Raw genomic sequence first — 7,903 nt, 5'->3', positions numbered from 1 at the left:
CAGTTGTCACGCCAGTGGCACAGCTGGGCAGCTATGTGCGGATCGGATAAACGCTGAAAGCATCTAAGCGTGAAGCCGGCCCAAAGATAAGATATCCCACTGAGTCAATCAGGTAAGACCCCTTGAAGACTACAAGGTTGATAGGCACAAAGTGTAAGCGCGGTGACGCGTTGAGCTAGCGTGTACTAATAGGTCGAGGGCTTGACCACAAGTCTTTATGGTACTTCTAATTTGCAAGCAGTTTATTATTCAGTTTTGAGGGTGCATCCCTCGGGTAAAGAGAATATGTAAGGCTGATATGCTGAGCATATATGGCCGGTGCCGATGACGCAGAGGTCCCACCTGTTCCCATTCCGAACACAGAAGTTAAGCTCTGTTGTGCCGAAGATACTTGGTTGGAGACGACCTGGGAAAATAGGTAGGCGCCGGCTTTTCTCTTCTCTTTATTCTTTTCATTCGCATCGGCCGGTGTCGATGACGCGGAGGTCCCACCTGTTCCCATTCCGAACACAGAAGTTAAGCTCCGTTGTGCCGAAAATACTTGGCTGGAGACGGCCTGGGAAGATAGGTAGACGCCGGCTCGCAAATGCGAATAAAGCCGAATGCCGATGGGCATTCCCGCTCTTGGAGTTCGGCTTTTTTATATAGATGGCCCGTTGGTCAAGCGGTCAAGACGGCGGCCTCTCACGCCGCAAACGGGAGTTCGATTCTCCCACGGGTCACCACGTCGGAATGGACTACATTCCATTCAAAAAGCCCAGCCATTTGGCTGGGCTTTTTTCATACCATTTCGTCATTCCTCCTTTTCCCCACAAAACTTTGCAAGGCAAACTTTTGCGGGGGCCCCGCTGCCGGGGGAAAACGAACGCCCCGGCAGAATGGACTACATTCCATTCAAAAAGCCCAGCCATTCGGCTGGGCTTTTCTCATACCATTTCGTCATTCCTCCTTTTCCCCACAAAACTTTGCAAGGCAAACTTTTGCGGGGGCCCCACTGCCGGGGGAAAACGAACGCCCCGGCAGGATGAACTGCATTTTATTCAAAGAGCTCAGCTATTTTGCTGGGCTTTTTTTGTTTATCCGGCCAAGCAGAGCAGAACGAATAAAACCCGGTCTCTGACCGGGCTTTTCTTTTGAAGATGAAGGGTTGTTCTCTACGAGTATGGAGGCTTCTTGTTGAAAAGAAAGGGAATGCATTTTCGATCTCACCGGCCGGATTTTCCACAAGGGAAGAACTTTTCTGTGGAAAAGAGTTGCAGGGAAAGATCGGCTTTAAAGCAGAAGTGGCAGATGCGCGGAATTTAAAAATATGTTATGATAAAGCAGTACACAACTGTGTGATAGGAGGAAGCAATATGTCGTTGTTGGAACAACTGAACAGCCTGCCCATGTTTGCGATTGTGGGTGTGGTTGTCCTGTTTATTCTGGGGCTCAGTGTAGTGTTTATGGTAAAAAGCTACCGTGCGGGGGTGGCTTTGGGAATGGATCGGGTCAGGATGCGCCGGGCCATTACTTCCAGCGTTACCTTTACGCTGCTGCCCAGTATTTCGATTCTTCTGGGTGTTATTGCGCTGAGTGGCAGCCTTGGCATTCCGCTGCCCTGGATGCGGCTCTCGGTGGTGGGTGCACTGCACTATGAGGGTAACGTTGCAGACATCGCTGCCCGCGCCGCAGGCATGAGCGGTGGTCTGGGGAGCCAGGAGTTGACAGCTCCGGTATTTGTGACCATCGGTCTTGTGATGACCGCAGGTATCCTCTCCGGCTGCCTGCTGTGCATCTTCTGCCTGAAACGGTATATGAAGCGGGTCAAAAAGGCTACTGCCAAAAAGGAAAAGGGCCAGAAGAGCTTTGGCGATTATATGTTCACCGCCATGTTTGTGGGCCTGGTAAGCGCTTATATTGGTTCCTATCTGGGCGAGGGCGTGCGCCTGAATAACTTCATGCCGCTGATTGTGGCGCTGGTGAGCGCCGCTGCCATGGCAGTGTTTGAGTATTTTGCACGGGTGAGAAAGGTGACCTGGCTGGACAACTTCTCCATGGCGGGCAGTATGCTGGTTGGAATGGCCGCAGCTGTGCTGTTGGGCGGCATTGTGTGAAGGAGGGAATGGGGCAATGAATGAAACCGAACGCAGCGCCTTTTATGAGCGCTATGAGAATGGTATCCATGTGATTGGTCGGGTCGGACTGAGTGTGGGGATCCTGCTGATGCTGGCGGCTCCTCTGGCCATGGGATGGGTTCTGGGAGCAGGCCCGGACTGGGCTGCCTTCGGCATGGGCTTTTTCCAGGTTGCCATCATCTACTGGACCAGTGGTGTGGTGGAATTTCTCGTCTATTCTCCGCTGCTGGGTTCCGGCGCCAGCTACCTGACCTTCATTACCGGCAACGTGCTGAACCTGAAGGTTCCCTGTGCGGTGAATGCCCGCGAAATCTGCGGCACCGAGGTGGGCACGCCGGAAAACGATGTGATCTCCACTTTGTCGGTGGCTGCAAGCAGTCTGATAACCACGCTGGTGCTGGCCATCGGTGTGCTGTGCCTGGTACCACTTACGCCGGTGCTGGAGGCGCCGGCTCTGCAGCCGGCCTTCAACAATGTAATTCCGGCGTTGTTTGGTGCACTGGCCTTCAAGTATTTCTATCGCAATATGAACATTGCCATTATTCCGCTGGTATTCATGTGCATTCTCTTTGTGGCGGCTCCGGGGCTGATTGGAAGTGTTTCCTTCCTGATTTTGCTGTCCGGCGCAATGGCCATTGGCATTGCATACTGGCTGTTTAAACATGGAAAATTAAACTGAATGGAAAAAGCCGAAGAGCATGCTTGACACATGCTCTTCGGCTTTTCCTGTATGAAACAGAATGGGGAGATGGTTTAGTAGTTCCGGCTGACAAACTCCACCTCCTCCTGCCCGGCCTGTGCGTTCAGCACCAGAGCCAGCAGGAAGAAATAGCCGGACAACAGATTTGCAAAATCCAGCAGCAAAGGCTCCACCGGATGTCCCTGATGAGCGTGGCGGTAGAGCAGACGCACCAGTTCCTTGCACTGTACCCGCAGGATATGAGCGGTACAGGCGGCCGGGCAACCCTGGGGCAGCACAAAGCGGGAGCAGCGCCCTTCGCTTTGCCCGCGCAGTCTCTCACAGGCGGCGGATAGCCAGTAAATTTCGTCGGGGCTGACGGTGAAGCGGGTACGCAGCGTAGGATTGGCATGGTACACCAGTTCGCATACCTGTAACAGTTCGGCCTTCAGGGCTTCATCCGTTACCTGTGCCCGCAGCAGGCCGGTCTGGCTGGCGATTCCGTCAGTCAGCAGCTCAAAGTCACAGCGCAGATCCTCCGGTTCATCGCTCAGAAAAGGGTAGGCCTCCCAGGGGCTGTGATACAGTTCCATTGCAGTTCACTCCCATCGCTGGAGCGCACGGCGCATATAGCCACGCACATCCAGGTCGTAAATCTGATCCAGCAGAGCGGGATTCAGATTGTCAGCGGCAGTCTGGCAGAGGGCCTGACCATCCTGCATGAGCAGCAACTGGTCGGCATAGTTCAGGGCCAGATTCACATCATGGAGTACACCCACCACACAGCGCTCGCCCTGGGAAACCCAGCGGCGTAGCTGTTCCATCAGTTCAATCTGATATTTCAGATCCAGATGATTGGTAGGTTCGTCCAGCAGAATGATTTTCGGATCCTGAGCAAACACCCGGGCCAGAAAAACCCGCTGCAGCTGACCGCCGGACAGGGCGGTGATGGGCTGATTCCGCAGCTCCCAGAGGCCGGTCTGCTCCAGGCAGGCGCGCACCATCTCGCCGTCACCGGCAGAAGCGCCGCCCAAAAAGCCGGAAGAGCGGTGCGCATACCGTCCCATTTCTACAGTCTGATATACTGTATAAGAAAAATACAGATTGGACATCTGACTGAGAAAAGCAACCGTCTGCGCCACCTGGCGGCGGGGCGCAGTGCGCAGATCCAGCCCTGCTGCACGGATGCTTCCGGTACTGGGCAGCAGACCGGCCACCGCACGCAGCAGAGTGGTCTTGCCGCAGCCATTTGCGCCAAGAATGCAGAGAATCTGGCCGCGATGGGCCGAAAAGGAAAGATCCCGTACCACAGGCTTGCCCCCATAGCCACAGGTGATGTGTTCGGCGTGCAGCATCAGCGGGCCTCCTTTCGGCTGGAGAAAAAGATATACAGAAAAAAGGGTGCGCCGATCAGGGCCGTAATGGATCCGATGGGAATCTCGGAGGGAGAAGCCAGAGTCCGGGCGGCCAGATCGCACAGGGACAAAAAGCCTCCGCCGAATATGGCACAGGCCGGGATCATCATCCGGTGAGAGGGCCCGAAGATCCGCCGCACAATGTGGGGAGCAACCAGATCCACAAAACCGATTACACCCACAAAGGCAACAGCGGTGCCGGTGAGCAGTGCCACCAGCAGAACCAGAATCCACTTGACCCGTTTGCGCTCCAGCCCCATGGCGGAGGCCTGTTCTTCCCCGAAGCTGAGCAGATCCAGCTCGGAAGCCAGCCGCCAGAAGGCCAGAATGCACACCACTGCCGCCAGCGCCACCGGGCCCAGCTGTTTCCAGGTTTTCATGGAAAGACTGCCCAGCTGCCACAGGGTGATGCGCTGGGTGTAGTCCGGGTTGGCGGTGGAGAGGGTGGTCATGATGGCGTTGAGAAAGAGCGACAGCACCATGCCGATGAGAATGATGGTGTTGTTGGAAAGATTCCGATCCAGTCGGGTGGAGATGGCCAGCGCGCCGCCCATGGTGGCCAGACCGCAGCACAGGCAGACCGCCGGCAGCAGGAAGGTGCCGGCAGCGCTGTCGGCCACGCCGGTGACGATGAGGACCGCCGCGCCCAGTCCTGCACCGGAGGAAACGCCGAGACCGTAGGAGGAAGCCAGCGGGTTTTGCAGAAGAGACTGCATCACCGCGCCGCTTACCGCCAGCGAAGCGCCCACACAGAAAGCCAGCAGCACCCGGGGCAGGCGGATGCTCCGCACAAGCCCCGGGATCACCGGATTCATCTGGTCCGGCAGTGCGGCGCCCCACAGTTTGTTGGCGAGAACCTGCAGAATTTCAACAGGGGAGATGGGCACGCTGCCCACACCGATGCCCAGAATCACCGCAGCCAGCGCGGCCAGGCACAACAGGCCGAACCGCCCCGGGCGGGAAAAACGGCTCATTCGCCGAATACCTCCGGATAAACGGCCTTGCTCATCTCTTCCAGAGCGCTCACGATGTTCTCGTTGGGCAGAGAGGAGGACTGCTTGTCAATCTGGTATACGTCGCCGTTCTTTACGGCGGTCACGGCTTCCCAGCCTTCACGGCTCTTGATCTCGCCCACGGGATCTTCGATGTAGTCCACATTGGTGAGAATCACGTCCGGGTTGCCGCTCACGACTACTTCACTGTCCACACTGGTCCAGCCCTCGGCCTTGTCGGCCATCATGTTATTGGCGCCGATCAGGCTGATCATCTCGTCCATGTAGGTGCCGGAGCCGGTGCTGTAGGCAGAGGGAGCAGCGGAAATCTCAAAGTAAACGGTCTTGCGCTGATCCTCGGGGATGGAGGCGCCCAGTGCGGCAATCCGGTCGATCTCGGCCTTCAGGTTCTGGTTGATTTCGTCAGCGCGCTCGGTTTTTCCCATGACCTGGCCCAGGAAGGTCACGTCCTCGTAAATGTCCTCAATGGAGGAGCTGGTGGGGATGCAGACCACGGTGGCGCCCAGCTCCTGCAAAGGCTGGAAGGGATCCTCGCCGCCGGAGGAGCTGATGGATGACACAAAGATCACATCCGGAACCAGGGTGGCCATCTGCTCGGCATCCGGGGTCATCATGTCAAAAACGGGCAGGCCCTGAGGGGCATTTTCCATCTTGGCACTGTTAGCGTCCAGAGCAATGATCTGATCGGTGCAGCCCAGGTCCATCAGGGTCTGGGTGATGGAGGGAGCCATGGAGATCACAGTCTCCACATTGTCCGGCAGGGTAATGGCAGCGCCGCTGCGATCCTCGGTGGGCTTGGCCACCGCAGCGGTTTCGCTGGAAGCGCCTGTCGAAGCGGAAGATGCGGCGGTGGAAGAAACCGACGCGGATGTGCTGGCAGCCGGTGCGGAGCAGGCAGCCATGCTGAAAGCCAGAGCCGCGGCGACAAGTGCGGAAAGAATACGTTTCATAAATGTTCCTCCTGAAATGGTTTATGGGGGATGTATTTCCATGCGGCCGGATTGCCGCAAAGAACAAAGAAGCGCCGCCCCGGCAAGGCGGAGCGGCGCAGCTGCGGCAAAACAGGCACGACAGAAAAGACCCCGTGAGGCGCACTGCCCCCAGGCCAGACTGCCGCCCTGCCGCGTGTTTGGTCCGTCCACGAAGCGGGGTTCCGCGCCAGAAAGAAGTTTACTGGTGCGGATGCGAACGGCAGGCAGGTCTTCCGGCTCGTGGGCGTTAAAGCGCGCGCCCGGCCGGCCTTCCCATTCCCATTGGAACAGTGGCAGATGGCCGGGGCGCTGGCCCACACGGCGGCGGTCCCGCACGGGATTGATTACCCGTTTCCCTTTTCATTCAGACAGGCTGAACACCTGCCGTTCGGTTTTATATAAGAAAGTTAGAAAAGCAAACAGATCAGGCCCGGCGGCTGGCAAACAAAAAGTCAGTCATCCAGATCCTCTTCGGTTTCCCGGGTGATGTACACCGGGCGGTGCTTGGTTTCCAGATAGGTTTTTGCCAGATACTGGCCCAGAACACCCATGCAGAACAGCTGCACGCCGCTGCACAGAAAGATGATACACACCATGCTGGGCCATCCGCTGGTGGGATCGCCGAACAGAAGGGTGCGCACGATGATCACAATGATCATGATAAAGGCCAGCAGGCAGAAGAACATGCCCATCAGGCTGGCAATGGCCAGCGGGGCGGTGGAAAAGCCGATGATGCCTTCCAGCGAATAAAGAAACAGCTTCCAGAAATTCCACTTGGTTTCGCCGGCCACCCGTTCCACGTTCACATACTCCAGCCATTTGGTCTTGAAGCCCACCCAGCCGAAGATGCCCTTGGAGAACCGGTTATATTCGGGCATGGAGAGAATGGCGTCCACCATCCTGCGGCGCATCAGCCGGTAGTCCCGTGCGCCGTCCACAATGTCCGCGTCGCTCATCTTGTTGATGAGTTTGTAGAACATCCGGGCGAAAAAGCTGCGGATGGGCGGCTCGCCCTTGCGGTTGGTGCGCCGGGTGGCGGCGCAGTCGTAATCCTCAAGCAGAAGGGCGTCCAGCATCTGGGGCAGCAGGGCCGGCGGATCCTGAAGATCCGCGTCCATCATGGCTACATAATCGCCCTTTGCGGCCTGCAGGCCGGCCAGAATGCCCGCCTCCTTGCCGAAGTTGCGGGAAAAGCTGATGTAGCGCACCCGCTTATCCTGCTTGTGAAGCTCACGGGCAATGACCAGGGTATTGTCTTTGGAGCCGTCGTCCACAAAAATGAACTCAAAATCCGCGTTGTGGCTTTCTTTCATTTCCCCGGCTACCCGGGTGATCTCCCTGTAAAACAGCGGCAGAGATTCCTGCTCGTTATAGCAGGGAACGATGATGGAGACAAGCATGCGACTACCGCCTTTCTCGGAAAAAACCCGTTTGCTGAGGCACGGGTGTTTTCTATTATAGCACACCGCGAACAAAAGAACAAACCCTGCAAAATGCGTGTGAAATAATATTCATAATGAATGAAAAATTTTAAATTTCTTGCATTTTTGACACCAGGAGCAGTTTTGACTGATTGTTCCGATGAAAGAGTATGGTATACTTCATGATATGAGGGCAGATATATCGAAAGAAAACCAAAAAATGATTGTTCTTGTGCAAGCTTTTTGGTATACTATGTTATACGATTGTGTGCCGGATTTGCAATAAA

7 protein-coding genes, 1 tRNA gene, 3 rRNA genes and 1 riboswitch are annotated in these 7,903 nt (G+C 56.2%); of the genes, 6 read left to right on the top strand and 5 right to left on the bottom strand.

Annotation, left to right across the window (positions count from 1 at the left end):
• The 6 genes from EDD77_RS09655 to EDD77_RS09630 form a co-directional block, all read left to right on the top strand.
• Window positions 1-209, top strand: a 23S ribosomal RNA gene (locus EDD77_RS09655); the annotation flags it as partial.
• A 105-nt stretch (window positions 210-314) separates the two neighbouring features.
• A 5S ribosomal RNA gene (gene rrf / locus EDD77_RS09650) occupies window positions 315-431 on the top strand.
• 33 nt (window positions 432-464) lie between these two features.
• Window positions 465-581 (top strand): 5S ribosomal RNA (rrf, locus tag EDD77_RS09645).
• Window positions 582-650: 69 nt separating this feature from the next.
• Window positions 651-725, top strand: a tRNA-Glu gene (locus tag EDD77_RS09640).
• Window positions 726-1,355: 630 nt separating this feature from the next.
• Window positions 1,356-2,096, top strand: coding sequence for a DUF5058 family protein (locus tag EDD77_RS09635; protein WP_058963448.1), 741 nt, complete (start codon window positions 1,356-1,358; stop codon window positions 2,094-2,096).
• 16 nt (window positions 2,097-2,112) lie between these two features.
• On the top strand, window positions 2,113-2,796 hold the full coding sequence (locus EDD77_RS09630; RefSeq protein ID WP_058963449.1) for a hypothetical protein: 684 nt from the start codon (window positions 2,113-2,115) through the stop codon (window positions 2,794-2,796).
• Between the two features lie 74 nt (window positions 2,797-2,870).
• Here EDD77_RS09630 and EDD77_RS09625 read toward each other — a convergent pair whose 3' ends face one another.
• The 5 genes from EDD77_RS09625 to EDD77_RS09605 form a co-directional block, all read right to left on the bottom strand.
• Entirely contained in the window at window positions 2,871-3,389 is a 519-nt protein-coding gene (locus EDD77_RS09625; RefSeq protein WP_058963450.1) for an ATP:cob(I)alamin adenosyltransferase, read from the bottom strand.
• A 6-nt stretch (window positions 3,390-3,395) separates the two neighbouring features.
• Window positions 3,396-4,151: an ABC transporter ATP-binding protein gene (locus tag EDD77_RS09620; RefSeq protein ID WP_058963451.1), complete on the bottom strand. Its 756-nt coding sequence runs from the start codon at window positions 4,149-4,151 to the stop codon at window positions 3,396-3,398.
• Window positions 4,151-5,185, bottom strand: a complete 1,035-nt coding sequence (locus tag EDD77_RS09615) for a FecCD family ABC transporter permease (RefSeq protein ID WP_058963452.1) — start codon at window positions 5,183-5,185, stop codon at window positions 4,151-4,153. The genes EDD77_RS09620 and EDD77_RS09615 overlap by 1 nt, the downstream gene beginning before the upstream one ends.
• On the bottom strand, window positions 5,182-6,174 hold the full coding sequence (locus EDD77_RS09610; protein WP_058963453.1) for an ABC transporter substrate-binding protein: 993 nt from the start codon (window positions 6,172-6,174) through the stop codon (window positions 5,182-5,184). Before EDD77_RS09610 ends, EDD77_RS09615 begins: the two co-directional genes overlap by 4 nt.
• 227 nt (window positions 6,175-6,401) lie before the next feature.
• Window positions 6,402-6,595: riboswitch (cobalamin riboswitch) on the bottom strand.
• Between the two features lie 52 nt (window positions 6,596-6,647).
• Complete coding sequence (locus EDD77_RS09605) at window positions 6,648-7,595, bottom strand: glycosyltransferase family 2 protein (protein ID WP_058963454.1); 948 nt, start codon at window positions 7,593-7,595, stop codon at window positions 6,648-6,650.
• Window positions 7,596-7,903: the final 308 nt, after the last annotated feature.

The sequence above is a fragment of the Allofournierella massiliensis genome, from assembly GCF_004345265.1.
Lineage (GTDB): Bacteria > Bacillota > Clostridia > Oscillospirales > Ruminococcaceae > Allofournierella > Allofournierella massiliensis.
This window is presented reverse-complemented; position numbering and strand designations above follow the sequence as displayed.

What these genes read in the sequence shown, in the direction of transcription:
- EDD77_RS09630 (WP_058963449.1), top strand. Translation starts at nt 2,113, where the DNA reads ATGAATGAAACCGAACGCAGCGCCTTTTATGAGCGCTATGAGAATGGT.
- EDD77_RS09615 (WP_058963452.1), bottom strand. Translation starts at nt 5,185, where the DNA reads ATGAGCCGTTTTTCCCGCCCGGGGCGGTTCGGCCTGTTGTGCCTGGCC.
- EDD77_RS09620 (WP_058963451.1), bottom strand. Translation starts at nt 4,151, where the DNA reads ATGCTGCACGCCGAACACATCACCTGTGGCTATGGGGGCAAGCCTGTG.
- EDD77_RS09625 (WP_058963450.1), bottom strand. Translation starts at nt 3,389, where the DNA reads ATGGAACTGTATCACAGCCCCTGGGAGGCCTACCCTTTTCTGAGCGAT.
- EDD77_RS09610 (WP_058963453.1), bottom strand. Translation starts at nt 6,174, where the DNA reads ATGAAACGTATTCTTTCCGCACTTGTCGCCGCGGCTCTGGCTTTCAGC.
- EDD77_RS09605 (WP_058963454.1), bottom strand. Translation starts at nt 7,595, where the DNA reads ATGCTTGTCTCCATCATCGTTCCCTGCTATAACGAGCAGGAATCTCTG.
- EDD77_RS09635 (WP_058963448.1), top strand. Translation starts at nt 1,356, where the DNA reads ATGTCGTTGTTGGAACAACTGAACAGCCTGCCCATGTTTGCGATTGTG.